This is a genomic window from Belliella marina, from assembly GCF_042682445.1.
Taxonomy (GTDB): Bacteria; Bacteroidota; Bacteroidia; order Cytophagales; family Cyclobacteriaceae; genus Belliella; species Belliella marina.
In genome coordinates this window covers 403656-424108 of sequence record NZ_JBHUHR010000039.1, presented here as the reverse complement: position 1 = coordinate 424108, position 20453 = coordinate 403656, and the positions used below count along the sequence as shown (strand labels likewise).

Genomic DNA, 20453 nt, shown 5'->3' with positions numbered 1-20453 from the left:
GAATCCAATCAAAATCAGGCTGCCATATTTTTGGCAGGGTGGAAGTGTATTGTCTATTGCAAGGTGTTTTTCCATGGAAAGCAATCTAAAAAAATATCAATGGGAAAAAAGAATGAACCGAAAATCCGACATCAGTAAGGGGGGACGCCCACTTCAAAACATGGATGTTTCAGCCAAATAATAAACCAAATTGCCAACCTAAAATTAAAAAAATGAAGAGAATATTACATTTGTTTATTTTGGTATTTCTACTTTCCAAGACATGTGGATTTGGCCAGAATGCCGATTTTTTGGCATCAAATAGTTCGAAATTGAAGACTTTCAAGGAAGTTTTTCAAGAATTGGAGTCGAAAACAGATTTTAAGCTGTTTTATCAAGACAATAAGGATTTGTTAAATAGTAAGGTGAATTTTGATTTTGATAATGGGAATTTGCTGGAACAGCTTGGAAGTGCCTTGAAAATCAAGAACCTGCGCTATGAGCTGATGGATAACGGTCTACTTGTCATAAGCCCTGTAACGATAGCAGACAAAAATATCTCTGGAAAAGTCGTGGAAGAGATAAGTGGGCTTCCCATTCCCGGTGTCATGGTGGTAGTCAAAGGCACTACATTGGGTACTGTGACTGATCTGGATGGAGGATTTTCAATCGAGGTTGAGGAAAAGGACTTGGTGCTTGTACTCAGTTATGTAGGTTACAAGACCCAAGAGATAAAAGTGCCGGCTTCACAGACAAGAATCCAAATTATGATGAGTGAGGAAATCAGTGACTTGGAGCAGGTAGTAGTCACTGCTTTGGGGATCAAAAGGGAAGAAAAAGCATTGGGTTATGCGGTACAGAAAGTGTCAGGAGAGACAATACAGCAGGTTAAGGGTGTAGATATTGGGACCAGCCTTACTGGTAGGGTTGCTGGATTGAATGTCCGCAACTCGACTGAATTTTTCGAACGTCCCACGATCTCTCTTCGTGGAGCTAACCCACTGTTGGTAATCGATGGTGTCCCATATGGCAACATGACTTTGAGGGATGTGAGTCCAGACGATATAGAGAGTCTAGATGTACTGAAGGGACCTACAGCTTCTGCACTTTATGGAGCCAGAGGGGGCAATGGGGCAATCGTAATCACCACCAAGAGAGGGGCGGACAAAAAAGGGGTGTCAGTTTCTGTCAACAGCAATACCATGGCATTTTCTGGATTCCTGATGTTGCCGGAAGTTCAGTCTTCCTATAGTGCTGGATACAATGGGAAATACAATACAGATGACTATGTATGGGGCGACAAGTTGGATATAGGCCGAACAGCCGTTCAGTGGGATCCCCTGACGAAGGAGATGCGGGAGATGGAATTGACCTCAAAAGGGAAGAATAATTTCAAAAATTTTTTACAACCTAGCTTTGTCACCAACAACAATATCAGTATAACGCAGCAAGGTGAAAATGGAAGTGTAAGGACTTCACTGACACATGTGCATAATAAAGGGCAGTATCCCAACACTACATTGAATATGCTTAACTATACAATTGGTGGGGAAATGAAGGTTTCGGATAAGTTTCATCTGGATGGTACCATGGGGTATAACAGAAGATCAGCCCCACAGACTGCCGGTACGGGATATGGTGATCAGGGATATATCTACAATTTGCTGGTATGGACAGGACCGGAGTATGATGTGACTGAATTCAAAGATTATTGGGTAAAACCAAATGAAGTCCAAAACTGGCACTACAGAGCTTGGTATGACAATCCCTATATGATGGCATACGAAAAACTCAATGGAATAGATCAGAATACTTTCAACACAGCCTTGACTGCAAGTTACAATTTCACTCCGGGCATTAAATTATTGCTTAGGTCTGGACTGGATTATTATGTAAACCAAACAGAAAGAAGAAACCCTCCAGGTATATTCAGTACCAGGGGATGGAATCCTCTTGGTATGTATTCAATAAACCAGACCAAAGGTTTCAGTATCAACAATGACCTCTTACTCTTGCTCGAAAAAAAGGTAGGGGACTTCAATTTTGAGGGGATACTTGGGGGGACAGTCTATTATTATGAGAGTGATACGCTCTCAAGCAGTACAAGAAGTGGGCTTTCCATCCCTGGGTTTTATTCCCTCAATTCCAGTGTAGAAACGCCTGATGTGGTCAATAAACATCACAGGAAACAGGTGAACAGTTTCTTTGGCAAGGCGACAATTTCCTACAGATCGTTCGCATTTCTGGATGTTACCGGAAGAAATGATTGGTCTTCTACCATGCCTATAGATTCAAGGTCGTATTTCTACCCTTCGGTTGGTGGTAGCTTTGTTTTGTCTGAAGTCCTTCCAGCATTGCCGGAATGGATAGAGTTTTTGAAATTGAGAGGTTCTTGGGCATTGTCCAAAAGGGATCTGGATGTGTATGCCACCAACAGGGTATATGCTGTAAGCAACAACGTCTGGGATGGGATGAATACTGCCAGGTATCCTAGAAATATCAGGGGAGCTGGAGTAGATCCCCAGACAGAGAGAACTTATGAATATGGTATAGTAGCCAATTTTTTACAAAATAAGATCAAATTTGACATGGCATACTTCAACAGGTATATCTATAGCCTGCAAGCCAATGCCACGATTTCTTCTGCTTCTGGATTTTCCAGTAGACTGATCAATACAGATGAAACATTCGAATGGAAAGGGTTGGAGTTTACGCTAGATGCCACGGTCCTAAAAACACAAAATTTCCAATGGAATGTAATAGCGAACTGGTCCAAAGCCCATAGGTACTACAAGCAATTGGATGATGTATACTCGTCTGATAATCCATGGGTGAAACCGGGATTGAGAACAGATCATTATACTACAACCCAATGGGACAAAGATCCTGATGGTAACATCATCCACGTCAATGGGTTTCCGGTAAGAAGCAGGTACTCCAGTATGGTTGGAACATCTGATCCGGATTTTATCTGGGGATTGACTAATACATTGAACTACAAAAATTTCACTTTCAACCTTGCATTTGATGGAAGGGTAGGTGGATTGTCTTATTCCGCTACCAACGCCAGACTTTGGCAAACGGGAGCACATCCAGATTCGGACAATCAATACAGGTACGAGGAGGTAGTCAATGGCAACCAGACTTTCGTAGGTAATGGTGTCAAAATCGTTTCTGGTACAGTTTCATATGATACTTATGGCAATATCGTGGAAGATTCTAGGGTATTTGCGCCAAATGATCAGGTAGTTTCATATGAAGCGTATTACAAAGGCTCAGGGACTGGTCCGCAGAATATATTTGACGAAACTTTCTTTAAGTTAAGGGAAATTTCCTTGGCTTACCAATTGCCAAAATCAGTTGCAGCCAAGTTCAAGGCAAGTGCTGCATCTATCGCAATTACTGGTCAGAATGTGTTTATATGGACGAAGGAATACCGATTCTCAGATCCGGATAAGGCTTCAGATGATCTAAATTCCCCTTCGATCAGATATACAGGTTTGAACCTCAGGTTGAATTTCTAATCCCAAAACGAACTTACAGATGAAAACATATAAACATTATAAAAAACACCTGGCAATCATTTTTGCCGGTTTGTTCTTAGTTTCTTGTGGTAATTTTGACGAAATCAATACCAATCCCAATACACCGAACCAAGTTACATCCCAAATGTTGGCAACAAGCCTGATCTTGGATATCGCCAGAGTACCAAATACCAAAGGATTCTTGATGGACGATTTACTTTCAAAATACATGGCTTGGTCTGAATTTGTACAAGGTGAGCAGTACAATCGGATAGAGCGGGTAGGATTCGATGGTTTGATCATCCTCAACCAAGTGGATAAAATGGTGGGGTTTGCACCCAATGAGGCGCAAAAGAATTCTTACAAAGCCCTGGGGCATTTCATCAAAGCCTATAAACTGTTTGAGCTTACACGGAGGGTTGGGGATATTCCTGCTTCTGACGCTTTGAAGGGCGAGACTGATGATATTTACAATCCAAAGTATGATAGCCAAAAGGAAGTTTTTCAATTGATCCTCAATGAATTGAATGAATCAGACCAGTTATTTTCACAGGGTTCTAATTTCGATGGAGACCCCGTTTATAATGGAAATGTTGCCAAATGGAGAAAGCTGGTCAACTCTTTTTTTCTGAAAGTGTTGATCAACCTGGATAGAAAAGCAGATGATCCAGACCTGGGGGTCAAATCGAAATTTCAACAGATATTATCTGGTAAGCCTATATTTGAGGGAAACAACGATAATTTTCAACTTACCTATTCGGATAAAGAAAACCAACGCTATCCGTTTTATAAATTGGGGAATAACTTTATCATCTATAACATGGTGGGGTCGCCCATTATAGATAGCCTCAAATCCCATGGTGATTATAGACTGTTTCATTATGCAAAACCAACATCCGTCAGACTGAATCAGGGGATATCTCCAGCTGATTGGGAAGCTTATGAAGGAATTGATCCATCTGTGAGTTTTACAGCGCTTAGCCAAATTGCATCCGGAGGGGATTATTCTACCCTCAACGAAAGATATACCGAAATTCCTGAGGGTGAGCCAACCTTCCACTTGAGTTATGCAGAGGTTAATTTTATCATTGCAGAAGCCGCAGCGAGAGGCTGGGTCGGGGCAAATGCAAGGCAGTATTATGAAGAAGGTATCCGTGCAGCGATGCAGTTTGTCGCTTCCCATACACCAGACCAAGAGATGTTCCACAAAGGTCGAAAAATCACAAATGATTATATCAACACTTACCTTGGATCAGAAAAGGTATTGTTTGCTTCAGATGTTCAAGGTCAGATCAAGCAGATTGTATTCCAAAAGTATCTCTCAAATTTTCTGCAGTCACCTTTTGAGGGTTACTTTGAAAATAGGAGGACTGGGATTCCCGAATTTCCCATTGATCCCACTACCAACTTGAATGAAGTAAGTGACCAAATGCCGAAAAGATGGATGTATTCCCAAGCTGAACTGAATTTCAATACTGAGCATGTCAACCAGGCAATCCAGCGTCAGTTTGCAGGTAATGACCATGTAAATGCACTGATGTGGATTTTAAAGGATTGATTTCAATGAATTTATAACTAAACTACTTTCGGCTAAAGACCGATAGGTTTGGTCTCGCCTAAAGGCGACTAAAGTAAATCCAGGACTTAGTGTTCTTTGTGAAAAGCTTGGTGATCTTAGTGGTTATAATTTTTACCACAAAGGAGATCACCAAGTAAAAACACCAAGTTCACAAAGAAAAAAAACACTAAAGTCTTCGCATAGAGACGAAGGATTTACCCCCAGAGTGAGACATTAAAATAAGGTTTATTTATTGTGAAATAGGTTCTCCGGTGGTATACTCCGCCGGAGGATTTATTTTTAAATGGGTTTAATCAAATTCCCCGGGGAATCATAAGGCTATAAATTATAATGAACGACTCAAGAAGAGATTTTATAAAAAAAGCAGCTTTGCTTGCAGGTGGTGTTTCGGTAGGAACTTCTTTGCCAGTTTCTATCCAGAAAGCTCTGGCCATCCAGACGGAAAAAGGCAGCAGCTTCTATGATGCGGAGCATGTGGTGTTTTTGATGCAGGAGAATAGGTCCTTTGACCATTGTTTTGGGGCTTTGAAAGGAGTGAGGGGATTCAATGATCCCAGGACTATCAGACTTCCCAATGGCAACCCTGTTTGGTTTCAGCCTGATAATTCAGGAAAATCATTTCCCCCATTTAGGTTGAACATCAAGGATACCAGGGCAACTTGGTTGGGGGATTTGCCCCATTCTTGGGAAGATCAAGTAGATGCCTATAATTCAGGCAAATTTGATAATTGGATTTTGTCCAAGAAACCATGGAACAGGGAGTTTAACCATATTCCTTTGACTATGGGATATTATCAGCGACAAGATATCCCTTTTTATTATGCCTTGGCAGATGCTTTTACCGTGGCTGACCAGCATTTTTGCTCTACATTGACAGGGACGACCACCAATAGGATGTATTTCTGGACAGGTAAATCAAATAAGCATCCAGCCGACAAAGTAAAGGTCCGGAACTCTGAAATAGGGTATAACAGGGAAGTGGATTGGCTCACATTTCCGGAAGTGTTGGAAGACAACAATATTTCTTGGAAGATCTATCAAAATGAAGTCAGCATCAAAACCGAACTTCAGGGTGAGGATGAGTCTTTGCTGGGCAATTTTACAGACAACAATTTGGAATGGTTCAAGCAGTACCAGATACGTTTTAGTCCTGGGCATATCAACTACCTCCAAAAGGTTCTAAGAGAAATCCCAGTTGAGATTGATAAGCTTGAAAAATTTCTGGAGAAAGGGGAAGTGGAAGATATCAATGAAGCCAACAAGCAATTGGGGCAGTTGAAAAACACTTTGGATTACGCCAAGAAAACCCTGAAAGAATACAGTCCCGAAGCATTTGACAGGCTTGACCAAAGAGCTAGGAATCTGCATCAGAAGGCTTTTGCCACCAATTCCGATGATCCCAATTACCATAGGACTGAGACATTGGGATATGTAGCCAATGGAAAAAGTGAAGAAGTAAAGATACCCAAAGGTGATATTCTCCATGGCTTCAGGAAGGATGTGGAATCAGGGAGCTTACCAACTGTTTCTTGGCTGGTGGCACCACAGAAATTTTCGGACCATCCAAGTGCCCCCTGGTATGGAGCTTGGTATGTATCTGAAGTAATGGACATCCTTACCAAAAATCCAGAAGTATGGAAGAAGACGATCTTCATTCTCAATTATGATGAAAATGATGGCTATTTTGACCATGTCCCACCTTATGTAGCCCCAAATGAAAAAGACTTACAAACGGGGAAAATATCCCAGGGACTGAGTACTTTGGGGGAATTTGTAACCAAGAACCAAGAATTGGAAGCAGGATTTGAGGAAAAAGATGCAAGGGAAAGTCCAGTTGGGTTGGGGTACAGGGTGCCACTTGTCGTGGCTTCTCCCTGGAGCAAAGGTGGTTGGGTGAATTCCCAAGTTTGTGACCTGACATCATCCTTGATGTTTTTGGAAAAATTCCTGAGTAAAAAAACAGGGAAGAAAATCCATTGTCCAAATATCAGTTCTTGGAGAAGGGAGATATGTGGAGACTTGACGTCGATGTTTCGCAAAGAAGGGAATGATGATGCCGTCTTGAAAACCTTGGTTCAAGCGGAACATATGAAAGGAATACATCAGGTAAGAAAACATGTTTTACCGGAGAATTACATGGTATTTGATACTGAATTGGTGAAAACAGAACCAGTGGGTTTTGTAAGTCCACAAGAAATAGGCGTCAAACCTTCCAATATAATCCCATATGAAAATCATTGTGATTTGGAGATAAAAGAAGGGATTCTCAAATTGAATTTTTCCTGTGGTACAAAGATTTTCGGAAGTAAATCGATAGGTGCCCCTTTCAAAGTGTTTGCCCCTAGCGGTCATAGAAACAAGAAAACCCAAAAGATTTTACATTCTTGGGATTTTGCCGTGAAAAAAGGTGACCATGTTGGTTATGATTGGGAATTGAAAGGTTTTGATAATGACATGTACGATCTTAGGGTGCAAGGACCAAATGGTTTTTGGAGGGGATTCAGAGGGAAATCAAATATGGACACAATGGTTCAGGTCAAATGTGAGTACGAAGCAAAGAGGTTTGGGAGGGCGGGAATCTTGCTCATAATCACCAATCTAAGTACTGTTCCACAGGAGGTGAAAATGCAAGAATCAACATATAGGAAAACAAATAAAACCATTGTCCTTAAGTCTGGGCAGACAAAAACCATTGGGGTTGAGACTTCAAAAACCAAAGGCTGGTATGATTTTAACCTATCCGATTTGAATGGTGATTTCGAATGGGCATATGCAGGGAGAATGGATATGAACAAACCTTCGATAACGGACCCATTACTTGGTAGGGTTCATGATTTGCAATATGATTTCTAAGCATTCGGCAAAAAAAATCCAGTCAGTAAGGAATATCCACTGACTGGTTTTCTACTTCAATAACCCAATAATCAAAATATGAGGCGCTAACATTTTGTTTGCAAAACAAATATAACGTAAATATTTATAAATAAAAAACAATGATATGAAATATTTTAAATTATTTTTTACTAAATTTTTAATTGTTCAATTGAAATGATTTTTCCTCTACCTGCTAATATCCATTCTATATAAATTTTGGATGATCATGATTTTCTTTATTCCCCATACATTTTTATGATTGGAGAAAAACAAAAATATACCAAGAACAATAAATTTAAACTCTCAAAACCTTACGTATTTTTTCAATTTGAAAGAAAAATGTATATATTTCAAAAATCTTTTATCGAGTAAATGTTTAAAATAAAATCACAGTAAATTTTAAAAGGTTTATAAACTTTTAATAAAATGAAAAAAACAGCCTTAAGACGTTCGAAAATTATAGAAGCCTTGGAAATTCAAGGTCAAGTCAATGTCAGTGAATTGAGCAAAGAATTCAATGTCAGTGAAGTTACGATTAGGAATGATTTGTCCAATCTCGAAAGAAACAAATTGTTGGTGAGGGCACATGGAGGTGCTTTCAAGACCAACTCTTTGGCGATTCCGGTTACAGAGAAGAAGAAAATCAACTTAGATGCCAAAAAGGCGATAGGGAAAGCTGCAGCAAAAATGATTCAGGAGAATGACTCAATCATTTTGGATTCGGGAACTACCACTTTTGAAATATCGAATAACTTGGGAAAATTTGAAAGGCTTTCAGTGATCAGCAACGCTTTGGATATCATCAACAACCTAGCTAATTATGACAACTTGGAAGTGATGGTTCCGGGAGGTTTTTTGAAAGAATTCTCAATGTCTTTGGTTGGGCCAATGGCAGAAAGAAATTTCAGGCAACTGCATTGCAACAAGCTGTTCCTGGGAGTAGACGGTTTCAAAACTGACGTTGGGGTTTACACTTACCACATGGAAGAAGCCTACCTCAATCAGTTGATGATCGAGATTTCTGAAGAGGTAATCGTAGTAGCAGATTCTTCAAAATTCAAAAAAAGCGGCTTTGCATTTATCGCCGGTCTTCACAAAATCCATAAAGTGATTACTGACAAGGGGATAGAGCAGGAATATGTGAAGATTTTGGAAAGAAACAATGTAGAAGTGATTATTGCCGATTGATAGGAAGATATATTGGACTTGGCTTTTAATATAGTGAAGGCCAACAGTTGACCGTCATCTGTTGGCTTCCTACTTACAGGTGCAATTGCCTAATCATATCAGGGAAATCGCTTTTAGCGCAAAATCTTCGAGCGTTACTTTGGCCGGTGTCCCCACAGACCAAAAGGATCAACCTAAAATGGGAATCCCTCGTTCCGAGATTCTTAAAAGCGACTTCCCTCTCACCGTGGTCGGTGTCCTCACCGAACAATCCACCTAATGGGTCTTTTGAGTTAATCAAATTTACATGTTTACCTATTTTTACTTATATTGAGTAGCATATAAACATTATACATAAACCTAAATTTTAATACTATGAGTTGGATAGCATACATTATTTTTGGCTTGATAGCGGGTATTATCGCCAAAGTCATACATCCAGGTAAAGATCCAGGAGGTTGGATCATCACTATTTTGCTTGGGATATTAGGGTCTGTGGTTGGTAGATGGATTGCCGGAGTACTTGGAATCGCTGTAAGCGGAAGCTTCTGGAGTCCAATGAATTGGATTATCTCGATTGCCGGAGCAGTACTTTTGCTGTTTATTTATGCTAAAGTAAGCAAGAGGAAGTAATCAGGAAGTTTATTTAGATTATCAAAAGGGATAAAATTTGTTGGAAGATAAGTTTTATCCTTTTTTATGCCTTATCAATAACAGAACATAATATTGGCAAACTTTTTATTGGATCTGATGGTTCTAAAACCGTATCAGAGAAATGATATATTTTACACCAAAAATAAAAATATGCAAAACTTAACCAACAAAACAGCATTGATCACAGGGGGAAGCAAGGGAATAGGCTACGGGATAGCGGCAGCGCTCATGGCTCAGGGAATGCGGGTGGCAATCACCAGTAGGACACAGGCAAGTGCAGACCAGGCTGTTCAGGAATTGAGTAAATTAGGTACTGGAGAAGCTTTGGCTTTGGAAGCAGATGTGAGGGATTTCGATTCCCAACAACAGGCAATAAATAAAGTACTCGATAAATGGGGTCAACTTGATTTATTGGTGGCCAATGCGGGTATAGGCCACTTTGCTTCCATAGAGGACTTGACTTTGGACCAATGGCATGAAACCATCGATACCAATCTGACAGGGGTGTTCTACAGTATCAAAGCCGGCCTTGAAAGCTTGAAAAAATCGAAAGGCTATTTTATTTCTATCTCCAGTTTGGCAGGGACAAACTTCTTTGCCAATGGCTCTGCTTACAATGCAAGTAAATTTGGCGTAACAGGATTTTCTCAGGCAGCCATGCTGGACATCAGGAAATATGGTGTCAGGGTGACTACCATTATGCCAGGTTCTGTTTCCACCTATTTCAATGACCATCAGCCAAGTGATAAAGATGCATGGAAGATCCAGATAGAAGATTTGGGACAAATGGTAGTTGATTTGATGCAAATGAACCCAAGAACACTTCCAAGCAAGGTCGAAGTGAGGCCAACCACCCCTCCCGGGAGCGGGGCATAAGAGGATTTTGTGTTGATAGGATCGCCATACAGACAAAAGGTTCTGAAAGCTCGGTCCTTTCGGGAAAAGTTCAAGTACTTCAGTCGCAATCGTTGAAAACATTGATTATTTCTATCCAGCCTGAAGAAATTCCAATGAAATATTTCTATATTTTCATTTGAAAAAGAAATGCCCATGTGTTTTCGAATCTACGGCTATTTGAAGTTAGTTGTGACTTGTATTTTTTTGTTTTTTATCACTACCGGGCTTATCGCCAGGCAAGTTCCCCATGGGAAGCCAAAGATTGGCTTGGTACTCAGTGGTGGAGGGGCAAAAGGAATGGCACATATTGGTGTACTCAAAGCCATGGAGGAAGCAGGAATTCGTCCTGATATCATCGTAGGCACCAGTATGGGAGCGGTCATAGGGGGATTGTATGCCATTGGGTATAATGCGGCAGAGCTGGAGGAGATTTTGATGGATGCAGATTGGGATCTTATTGTCTCCAACAGGGTCGCTTTCAACAACATTGCCTTTGAGGAAAAGGAGTATTACAATAGGTATCTGCTCGAACTTCCAATCCATAACAAAAAGATAGCATTTCCCTCGGGATTGATAGAAGGCCAAAAACTGTCAGAAATGCTACACCATTATACATGGCCCGCAAATCAGTTTGAGAGTTTTGATGACTTTCCCATTCCATTCAGGTGTGTAGCAACAGATGTAGGCACTGGCAATGCTGTCATTATAGACAAAGGGTATCTGACAAATGCGCTGCGTTCGAGTATAGCGATTCCCACGGCATTTACGCCTTATGAATTGGATGGCAGGATGGTAGTAGATGGGGGTGTGGTCAATAATTTCCCTGTGGATATAGCCAAAGAGATGGGGGCTGAGATTGTCATTGGGGTCAATGTCGGAGACGAAGATTTTCAGGATCCTAAGCTGATAGGATCTTTTTCGGGAATACTGATGCAGATCGCAATGTCCCAATCCTATACCAAGCTTCAGGAAAATATTGGTAATTGCGATATTTATATCAAGCCTGATCTGAAAGGGAATTCTACGGCAAGCTTTGGGAGGTACAAAGAGATTATGCAGCTTGGTGAGGAAGCAGGAGCCCTCCATCTACAGGATTTTCGGGAACTTGCCGATAGGTATGGTTTCAAAAGCCGCAGTAGGGGGATAGGACTTGAAGTTCCCCCGATAGTAGTGGACAAGATTGAGATCAACGGAAACAGGATTTTTTCTACTAGCTTGATACTATCAAAACTGGCTATCAATGAAGGGGACTTGGTCGACAGAGAGGATATCCGTGAGGGGATTTCCAGAGTATATGGTATCAATGGTTTCAAGAAAGTCGATTTCACCTTGGTACATCTCAGAGACAATACATATACTTTGAAAATCAGAACTGTCGAAAAATCAGATGTATTGTTCTTTTCTTCGGTTTATTATGACAACATGTTTTCAGCCGGCCTCTTGTTCAACCTGACTGCAAGAGATTTTGTGGGAAGATCTTCAAGGACTGTGTTGATTGGGGATGTATCGGAAAATCCCAAGTTCAGATTGGATCATTACAAATATATGGGTGATGAAAAAAAGTACGCATTCAATCTTCGCTACAATTATATGTTTCAGCAAGTCCCTAACTTTTCCGATGGAAGGTCGGTAGATGTGTATATCAACAGGGAAAGCCAGCTTAGTGTCCAGATTATCTCCACACAATCCCTAAAGCAAAGTTTTTCTTTGGGGGCTTTCTATCAGAAGAACAAATCCAGGTCCAAATTCAATATAGCGCTACCAGGGGAAGTAAGAAATGCCAGCAATGAGTTTTTGGGATTGCGGGGATTGTACAACAGGAACTCCCTGAATGACAGGAATTTTCCAACAAGGGGTTCAGAGACAATTCTTGAGGGGGTATTGAAGACATTCAATAAGTTGAAAATCAACCTCAGAGATGGTGTTGACACCTTGTATCTGCAAGCAAACGGCGACAGGGTAGGGATACCTGCTGAGGATTTGAATGCCGCTATATCTGTGATGAACCCCAATCCTTACCTGTCTTTCTATTTCAACTATGTCAAATATTTTTCCATTGGAGAGCATACACAGTTGATCCCAACACTTTCTACGGCGATGACGTTCTCTGCGGACGGAATGGACAAGCAGTTTGATGAATTTTATCTGGGAGGGCACCAGCGAATCAGGTTCAATGATACGCGTTCCTGGGGGATCAACTATGGGGAAATACTAACACCAAACTTCGGTAAGATTGGTCTCACAGCGCAGTATTTACCCGCCAAAAACATTTATGTCAGGATGGGCAGCAACCTTATTGGGCTTAGCCCGCATATTCCCTTAGTGAGTACCAACCATCTTGAAATCATTGATATATACAGAAAAGGGATGTTTCTTGGATATGGACTGGATGCATCTATCAACACCCACTTTGGACCTATTTCAGCGGGGATTGGGAGCAATACAAAGGACTTTCATGTCAGAGGATATTTTTCTATAGGTTTTTCTTTCAATTATTCAGATCGGTAGACTGGGTAAGAGCAAAGGATGAAGTTTAAACAAGTTCTAATATCATGTCTTGGAATTAAATTTAAAATCTCAGATTTTAGATTCCAATTTTAATATCAACCGATCTCACAGAGACAGAGCTTATATCACTATCTATCCCCATTAATCTCACGAATTATCTTGTCTCATCCGCCCCGACCAAGCTGTCTCTGTTACGACTATTTTTCATACATGAAAGCTAAGTTCAACCCCTTTTAGGGATTGTCCCGACAATTCTCCCCCCCCCTTATTCCCTGGGTTGCGACCCTGGGCCAATTAAAGTTTAACTCCCGTCATACGTTGGGACAGGCACTTCGTAGTTGAAGTCTTTGTCACGTCCTGAAATGACTTGATACTTTTTCTTTAGAAAAATTCAACCCTTTCAGGGTTGAACAAACCGTGATGGAATATTTTATCATATTCCCCGCATTTCATACGGGGCTAATCGAGGATTAACCCTTTCGGGGTTTTTATATCCCTCTGCATCTTGGCTCTTACTCCCAATTCCTCAATAACCTAATCAACCAATAACAAGATACTCGTGTCTCACGTCTCACATTATTTATAAAAAAGAAGTGTCTTCCATGGCTTCTTCGGTCATTTTCTCAGCTATCTCTTTTCCCAAATACCTGTCGATCCAATGATGTCCCAAATAGAGTAGGGGGGTGAGGAGAATAGCAACCCCAAATTTGTAGATATAATTGATGATCCCTACTGAGATTATCTGAGCCATACTCCAATTTCCAAAAACATAAAAAGCAATGCCCAAGACGACAAAGGAGTCGATGAATTGCGAAACAAGGGTAGAGCCAGTAGCCCTTAGCCATATCATTTTCGGGCCAGTGACTTTTCTCAGCTTTTGGAATACATACACATCGATCAGCTGTCCCAAAAGGAAAGCTATCAATGATCCAATGATGATTCCTAATCCTTGCCTGAAAATGGTGTTGAAGGCATAGTCAATATTGAAATCGTTGCCTGCTGGGTCTGGGGTGTTCACCTCCAACCAAAATGGTGCAGGGTGCAATTGGGTGACGATCGTGATGATGATAAAGATGTAGGCGATAAAGAACGCCGTCAAAAAGCTGATTTTCCGAACTCCCTTTTTTCCAAAATATTCATTGATGATATCTGTGGTGATAAAAACAATCGGCCAGATAACTGCTCCGGCGGTCAAGTTAAAGTCCAGTATATAATTCCCAAAAAACGTCCATCCAACTGGTTCAAAACCCAATGTCATCTCTCCGGAAAATATTTTCACCCCGATGATTTCTGCCAGAATTGCATTTGTGAGGAATATCCCTGACAAAATGATGAAGAGGTTGGTTTTTTTGGATTGAAATTTCTTCTCCGTTTTACTGATTTCCATATAGGTGTATATTGGATAAATTGCCTATTCAATTTGGTATGTAATTCCTTCCTCGCTTAGATATGCATTGTCAAAAGTGCCCTTTGCCTGTTCCAATAATGGGTTCAGGTCCAAATACCGGGTAGAATAATGGCCCAAGATCAATTTCTTGACCCCAGCAAGGGAAGCGATTTTCCCTGCCTGGGCCGCAGTGCTGTGGAAAGTCTCCTTGGCCCTTACTTCCTCATCATCTCCAAAAGTAGCTTCGTGGTAGACCGTGCTGACCCCATCGATATACTTTACCAAATCAATCGGATCAAAAATGGTGTCTGAACAAAAGGCATAGGAGCGGAGCGGTTTGGGAGGGAGCGTGTAATCCTTTACCAAATAGATTGGGTCCCCTTTTGCATCCTTGAAATCCATCCCTTTTCTTAAGGTATTGATTGCTTCTATGCTGATCTTGTTTTCCAGTAGCATCTGCTTGTTCATGCTTAGCATTCCCTGTTTTTCTTGGATGATAAAACCGGTACAAGGGATTCTATGTTTGAGGGGAAATGTAAATACTCTATAATTTTTTTCCTCCAAGACCAATTCCTTTTCTTTTGGATTGGTGAAAATGAATCTGAGCGGGAAATTTATCCTTGTATTGCTGTACTTGAAGTTGGCAGTGATGATCTCATCCAGTCCGACGGGACCATAAATTGTCAGCAACTTCGATCTTTTTTGGAGCTGAAATGTTGACAACAAGCCCATCAAACCATAATAATGGTCACCATGAAGGTGACTTATAAAAATGTGGTCTATGCGGCTGTACTTGGTTTTAAATCTGCGCAGTTGGATTTGGGTGCCTTCCCCACAGTCCAGCAAGATGGAGGAAGAACCTATGTTTACCAACTGCGCAGTTTGGTTTCGGCCATGGGCCGGAATCGCAGAATTGGAGCCTAAGATGGTGACTTCAAATTCCAAAATCAATTTTCTTCTTCCTCGTCCTCAGTACCGCCTTTCTCAATCTCGTGGATAAAGATGGCTTCTGCTGCCTCTTCTATTGTTTCTACGATATTGAAAACCTTATCAAGCATTGATATTTTGATCAATTTAGTGACATGTTCCTGTGGGGAAGCAACTACAAATATCCCGCCTTCACGGCTAAACTCCCTGTTCCCAACCAAGAGCGCACTCAATCCGCTTGAGTCGACATATTTTACCTGGCTCATGTCAATCACCAAATTACGGTAGCCTTCCGCATGAACTGTCAAAAGCTCTGATTTCAATTTTGGTGAAAGAGCAGAATCCAATTTCTCCTCTAGTGGTGTGAATACCACATATTGTTCTTTTTTATCGACTGAGTATTTCATATTACTACTTTTGTTTTATTTATTTAATAGAAGGGTTATTAGAAGCGAGAAACGAAGCCTGTCCCGCAGAATTGCGGGGAGATATCTCACTTCGTTCGATATGACGCTGTCGTATTTCACATACTCTCGCTTCTTTACATCAATCGGGAAGAGAAGATGGGAAGCCTATTTTCCTTCAATAAACACTTCTTGGTACACTGTACTTTATACTTTGTACAACAAATTTATCCTTCCCCAATTTCCTTCAAAACAGCCATTTCAATTCTTTTTCCCAAATTACCTGTATCTGCTTTGACGAATTTTTCCCCGGTGATCTTTTCATAGAGCTCAATGTATCTTTCGGAGATTTCTTCCACAAAGGAATTAGGCATATCTGGGATATTTTGACCTTCTTTTCCCTGGAATCCATTGGAAATCAACCATTGTCTTACGAATTCCTTGGAGAGTTGTTTTTGAGCCTTTCCTTGTTTCTGGTTTGCTTCATAGCCATCAGCATAAAAATACCTTGATGAATCAGGTGTGTGGATTTCATCGATAAGGTAGATTTCGCCATTGAATTTTCCGAATTCATATTTTGTGTCTACCAATATCAACCCCATTTCCGAAGCTATTTCAGTTCCCTTCTGAAAAAGGGAATGTGTATATTTTTCCAAAATGGCATAGTCTTCCGGGCTTACAATACCTTTTTCTAGGATCGCTTCCTTGGAAATATCCTCATCATGCCCTTCGTCGGCTTTGGTGGTAGGGGTGATGATAGGGTTGGGTAATTTATCGTTTTCCCTTAAGCCTTCAGGTAATGCTACTCCACAAATTGTTCTTTTGCCGGAGGCATATTCCCTGGCAGCATGTCCTGCGAGGTATCCTCGGATGACCATCTCCACCTTGAACGGCTCACATTTTTTTCCAACTGTCACATTCGGATCAGGGGTAGATGTTACCCAGTTTGGAACAATATCAGCAGTTGCCTTGAGAAATTTTGCGGCAATCTGATTCAAAACCTGCCCTTTGTAGGGGATCGGCTTGGGCAAGACGACGTCAAAGGCAGAGATCCTGTCCGTAGCCACCACTGCAATTGTCTTGTCAAACATATAAACATCACGAACCTTACCCTTATAAAATCCCTTTTGTCCGGGAAATTGGAAATGTGTTTCTTTTATAGCACCATTCATGTTTTATTCTTTGGACAAAAATAGAAAAAGCATTCGTGATTGAAACCAGAAATGGGTGAATTGTTGATATTTTCTTTTTATTTCTCTCCGGTCAGCTCCACGACTTTCCCTTCTTTAAAATTTCTCTCCAAAATAATCTCCCCCGTTTCTGCATATACTTTCTGTATTCCATGGATTTTACCTCTTACATAAGGCAATTCTTCTTTCAACTGCCCATTAGGGAAATAAACCAAAGTCGGGCCATGTTCCCTTCCAAAGCTAAAATTCACTTCCTTCAACACTTTACCGTTTTCATGGTAGGTGACGATTTGGGAGATTTCATGATACTTGTCATGGTGGGTTTTTTCTTGGATCTGACCGTTCTCAAAATAGCCCACAAAAGTGCCAACAGGTAAGCCTCTTCTATAATTTGTTGATTCCATAACTTTTCCTGAGGGAAAATAGCTCTTGAATTCACCATCAGGGTCACCATTCCGGTATTTTCCTTTTTTTGCAAGTTGGCCACTTTCATGATATTCTTCAAAACCACCATGCTGGTAACCGCTTTTAAAGTTTGTTTTTGATCTTAATTGCCCGTTTTCATGGTATGTATGTACGGTTCCATGTATCTGCCCTTTTTTATAGATGACGATTTTCTCAACTTGGCTGTTTGTATGGTAACTTTCCTGCCTTCCATCCAAAACCCCCATTTCAAACATTTTCTTCTCCAGCAACAAAGCCTCTTCATCATAAACTTCGGTAAGTCCATGTGGTTTGTTTTTTGAAAAATTCGTCTTTTGATGAATAGCACCGTTTTTGTAAAAAGTGATGACTTCTCCTTCTATGGAATTCTCCTTGTACTTGACTATTTGGGAAGGTTTCCCACTTTCAAAAAATGATTTTGAAATTCCCTCTTTCTTGCCATTGCTATAAGTGGTGACTCTCAGCGTGTCATTTGTGTTTGGGAAAAAATCCACAAATAATCCTTCTTTTTTGCCATTGGAAAAATTCCCCCTCAATGCGACACTTCCGCTTTCGTAATATAAGATATAGGTACCATTTCTGATTCCATCAACTTCCTCGATCACTTCTTTCAAAGCTGAATTTTGCTCATCATAATATGTTTTAATAATTTTGTTTTGAGCTGACAAAACCCCATGTAGTAAAGTAAAACATAAAGTTGTATAGATCAGTTTTAGAAGCATTGGTCACCAAGTTTTGAATACAATTTCTATCCAATAATAAGCAAAAAGACAAAGAATTCTTGATTTAGAATCCTTTGTCTTTGTATTAATGTTTGATTTCACAAAGTCAGAAAAGCCCGGAGTTCGACTTTGGTGTTGAGTGAATCTTTTCGGGTTTCGGCCGAAACCAAACCTTTCTACTTCTATCCGAAGGGAGTTTAGCCATATCAGATTGTACCTAAAGCTACAGCTTTTCGATCACTATGGCAGAAGCTCCACCACCACCATTACAAATACCAGCTACACCTATTTTCCCTTTTTTCTTGGCCAATACACTGGTCAATGTAGTGATGATTCTCGCACCTGATGCGCCCAGTGGATGTCCAAGGGAAACTGCTCCGCCAAATACGTTCAGTTTGTCGCTATCCAAGTTCAAGTGTCTTTGGTTTGCGATGGCAACAGCAGCAAAAGCTTCGTTGATTTCATAAAAATCCACATCGTTCTCTATCAAACCAGCATTCTTGATCGCTTTTGGAATGGCTAGGGAAGGGGCAGTGGTAAACCACATCGGATCCTGTGCTGCATCAGCAAATCCCCTGATTTTTGCGATAGGAGTCAATCCCAGCTCTTGTACTTTTTCTTTGCTCATCAGTACAAGGGCAGAAGCGCCGTCATTCATCGTGGATGCATTTGCAGCCGTGACTGTTCCTTCTTTGTCAAAAACCGGCTTTAGGGAAGGTATTTTGTCAAACATGACGTTTTTGAATTCCTCATCTTCATCTATGATGATCTTTTCTCCCTTTCTGCCTGTCAATTCCACTGGAATAACTTCGTCTTTGAACGAGCCGTTTTTCCATGCTTCCGCCGACCTGGTATAGGATTGGATGGCGTAGTTGTCTTGCTCTTCTCTTGAGATTTTCATTTCTTTGGCTGTATTTTCAGCACAATTTCCCATGGGGAATTTATAGTAAACTTCAAAAAGACCATCTTTCACCAAGCCATCTACAAATTCAGCATTCCCATATTTGTATCCAAACCTGGCTTTGGGAACGTAGAAAGGCACATTGGACATGCTTTCCATTCCTCCAGCTACCACTACATCGTTTTGGCCAGTCATGATGGATTGTGCTGCAAACATCACTGCTTTCATCCCCGAGGAACAAACCTTGTTCACCGTTGTACATGGTACATTGTAACCAATCCCGGCACCAATGGCTGCCTGCCGTGCAGGAGCTTGCCCTAGGTTGGCAGATATCACATTGCCCATGATGACCTCTTCTACTTCTTTGGGATTGAGACCGGCCTTGTCCATTGCGCCTTTGATGGCGATACTTCCCAGCTCTACTGCTGTCAATGCCGATAATTTCCCACCAAAACTCCCCAAAGGAGTCCTTACTGCGGATACTATATATACTTCTTTCATTTGGGTTTATATAATTATGTATTTGAAGATTTTAAAATTACAAGATTTTGGTATTTGATTGTTAGTTAGAAAGTTATAATGTTGTAAAGCTGACTGACGCAAGAATTGGTACTTGCATATAGCGTTTGTTCTTTTTACATTTCGTCCCACTTCTATTGAATGTTTCGAGGCTTTGGATTTAGGGGAAATAGCTATCTACCCTCTAATCCCCGATAACCCAATAACCGGTTTATCTTGTCTTTTTACTTATTTAACTTCATGTTTTTAGAGTGCTTTTTGTGTAACTCCCTAAATCGTTCGTGCCTACGGCACTTGATAAACCGTCACGAATCTTTAATCTCGGCAATAAATTACCGATCTAATATTTCGGTCATACCTACGGCATTTTTTTCTCAAGTACATGTTTCTAAAATCCCACACGTCCTGATTTTACTTGATACTTTTTTGTTTAGACTGAAGAAGTTCAATTGTGTCTGCAACAGGCAGAACCCTTCGGGGTTGTTGTTCCTCACCATCATCTTTATTCCCCGCATTTCATACGGGCTCCACCACGACCAAGTTATTGAAAGTTTAACTCCCGATGTTCGGGATTGGCACTTCGTGGTTGATCACTCGTTTCTTTTTCTTGTTTCTCGCCTCTCGCTTCTCGTCTCTTTGTCTTGAATCTCACGTCTTGTGTCTTACATCATGTCTCTTGTCACGTCCTGAAAATAGTTGACACTTTTTCATTGTTTTTTGAGACTTGCTTTTTCTTATGGGACTTCATCATTCGATATTTAAAATTCTCCCGATGGC

At 40.7% G+C, this 20453-nt stretch carries 13 protein-coding genes; 7 read left to right on the top strand and 6 right to left on the bottom strand.

Going from position 1 to position 20453, the window contains the following annotated elements; genetic code table 11:
• The first annotated feature begins 212 nt into the window (after positions 1–212).
• The 7 genes from ACFSKL_RS15635 to ACFSKL_RS15605 all read left to right on the top strand — a co-directional run bounded on the left by ACFSKL_RS15635 (position 213) and on the right by ACFSKL_RS15605 (position 13182).
• Positions 213–3503 carry a SusC/RagA family TonB-linked outer membrane protein gene (locus ACFSKL_RS15635; protein WP_376887263.1) on the top strand — a complete coding sequence of 1097 codons (3291 nt, stop codon included), beginning with the start codon at positions 213–215 and terminating at the stop codon, positions 3501–3503.
• Positions 3504–3522: 19 nt separating this feature from the next.
• Positions 3523–5061, top strand: coding sequence for a SusD/RagB family nutrient-binding outer membrane lipoprotein (locus ACFSKL_RS15630; RefSeq protein ID WP_376887262.1), 1539 nt, complete (start codon positions 3523–3525; stop codon positions 5059–5061).
• Positions 5062–5412: 351 nt separating this feature from the next.
• On the top strand, positions 5413–7935 hold the full coding sequence (locus ACFSKL_RS15625) for a phosphocholine-specific phospholipase C (protein WP_376887261.1): 2523 nt from the start codon (positions 5413–5415) through the stop codon (positions 7933–7935).
• A 447-nt stretch (positions 7936–8382) separates the two neighbouring features.
• Entirely contained in the window at positions 8383–9144 is a 762-nt protein-coding gene (gene agaR, locus ACFSKL_RS15620; protein ID WP_376887260.1) for a transcriptional repressor AgaR, read from the top strand.
• A gap of 354 nt (positions 9145–9498) precedes the next feature.
• On the top strand, positions 9499–9756 hold the full coding sequence (locus tag ACFSKL_RS15615; protein ID WP_376887259.1) for a GlsB/YeaQ/YmgE family stress response membrane protein: 258 nt from the start codon (positions 9499–9501) through the stop codon (positions 9754–9756).
• A 171-nt stretch (positions 9757–9927) separates the two neighbouring features.
• Positions 9928–10653, top strand: coding sequence for an SDR family oxidoreductase (locus ACFSKL_RS15610; protein WP_376887258.1), 726 nt, complete (start codon positions 9928–9930; stop codon positions 10651–10653).
• 174 nt (positions 10654–10827) lie between these two features.
• Complete coding sequence (locus tag ACFSKL_RS15605; protein ID WP_376887257.1) at positions 10828–13182, top strand: patatin-like phospholipase family protein; 2355 nt, start codon at positions 10828–10830, stop codon at positions 13180–13182.
• A 580-nt stretch (positions 13183–13762) separates the two neighbouring features.
• Here ACFSKL_RS15605 and ACFSKL_RS15600 read toward each other — a convergent pair.
• The 6 genes from ACFSKL_RS15600 to ACFSKL_RS15575 all read right to left on the bottom strand — a co-directional run bounded on the left by ACFSKL_RS15600 (position 13763) and on the right by ACFSKL_RS15575 (position 19658).
• Positions 13763–14569 (bottom strand): queuosine precursor transporter, encoded by an 807-nt coding sequence (locus ACFSKL_RS15600; protein WP_376887256.1) that lies wholly within the window; start codon positions 14567–14569, stop codon positions 13763–13765.
• A 24-nt stretch (positions 14570–14593) separates the two neighbouring features.
• Complete coding sequence (locus ACFSKL_RS15595; protein ID WP_376887255.1) at positions 14594–15514, bottom strand: ribonuclease Z; 921 nt, start codon at positions 15512–15514, stop codon at positions 14594–14596.
• 2 nt (positions 15515–15516) lie between these two features.
• The gene (locus ACFSKL_RS15590; RefSeq protein WP_376887254.1) at positions 15517–15903 is read right to left on the bottom strand and encodes an STAS domain-containing protein; all 387 of its coding nucleotides are present in this window, start codon (positions 15901–15903) and stop codon (positions 15517–15519) included.
• A gap of 224 nt (positions 15904–16127) precedes the next feature.
• Positions 16128–17072 (bottom strand): phosphoribosylaminoimidazolesuccinocarboxamide synthase, encoded by a 945-nt coding sequence (locus ACFSKL_RS15585; protein ID WP_376887253.1) that lies wholly within the window; start codon positions 17070–17072, stop codon positions 16128–16130.
• A gap of 77 nt (positions 17073–17149) precedes the next feature.
• The gene (locus ACFSKL_RS15580) at positions 17150–18256 is read right to left on the bottom strand and encodes a toxin-antitoxin system YwqK family antitoxin (protein ID WP_376887252.1); all 1107 of its coding nucleotides are present in this window, start codon (positions 18254–18256) and stop codon (positions 17150–17152) included.
• 223 nt (positions 18257–18479) lie between these two features.
• Positions 18480–19658, bottom strand: coding sequence for an acetyl-CoA C-acyltransferase (locus tag ACFSKL_RS15575; RefSeq protein WP_376887251.1), 1179 nt, complete (start codon positions 19656–19658; stop codon positions 18480–18482).
• Between the last annotated feature and the right edge of the window lie 795 nt (positions 19659–20453).